The organism is Tepidiphilus sp. HLB4 (genome assembly GCF_054823945.1).
This window is the reverse complement of the sequence record NZ_JSYB01000033.1, coordinates 1-318: the sequence shown is the minus strand read 5'-3', so window position 1 is coordinate 318 and position 318 is coordinate 1. Positions and strand designations below refer to the sequence as shown.

At 66.7% G+C, this 318-nt stretch carries 1 pseudogene; it reads right to left on the bottom strand.

Going from position 1 to position 318, the window contains the following annotated elements:
• Positions 1-318 (bottom strand): annotated as a pseudogene (locus tag OA56_RS06660) (transposase); the annotation flags it as partial.

Below are 318 nucleotides of genomic sequence, written 5' to 3'. Positions count from 1 at the left end.
AGATAGGGCACTTCGCCCAGAGGACGCTCGCGCCAGGCCGCAAGCCCCTCGTCGAGCCTGGCGGCGGCACGGCTCACCTGGGCGGTGGAGAGCGAAATCTCCGGCCCCAGCAGGCGCTGCAGTACCTCGATCACCCGGCGGGTGGAGACCCCCTGGACGTACATCTCGGCCAGGGCCAGATGCACCGCCTGATCGGTGCGGGTGCCTTTTTCGAGGGCAGAAAGGGTAGAAGTCGCCGCAACGCACCTGGGGCACCTGAAAGGTCAGCTCCACCAAGGCGGGTGAGTCCGTCTTGGGGTTTGTACCCGTTGGCGTAGT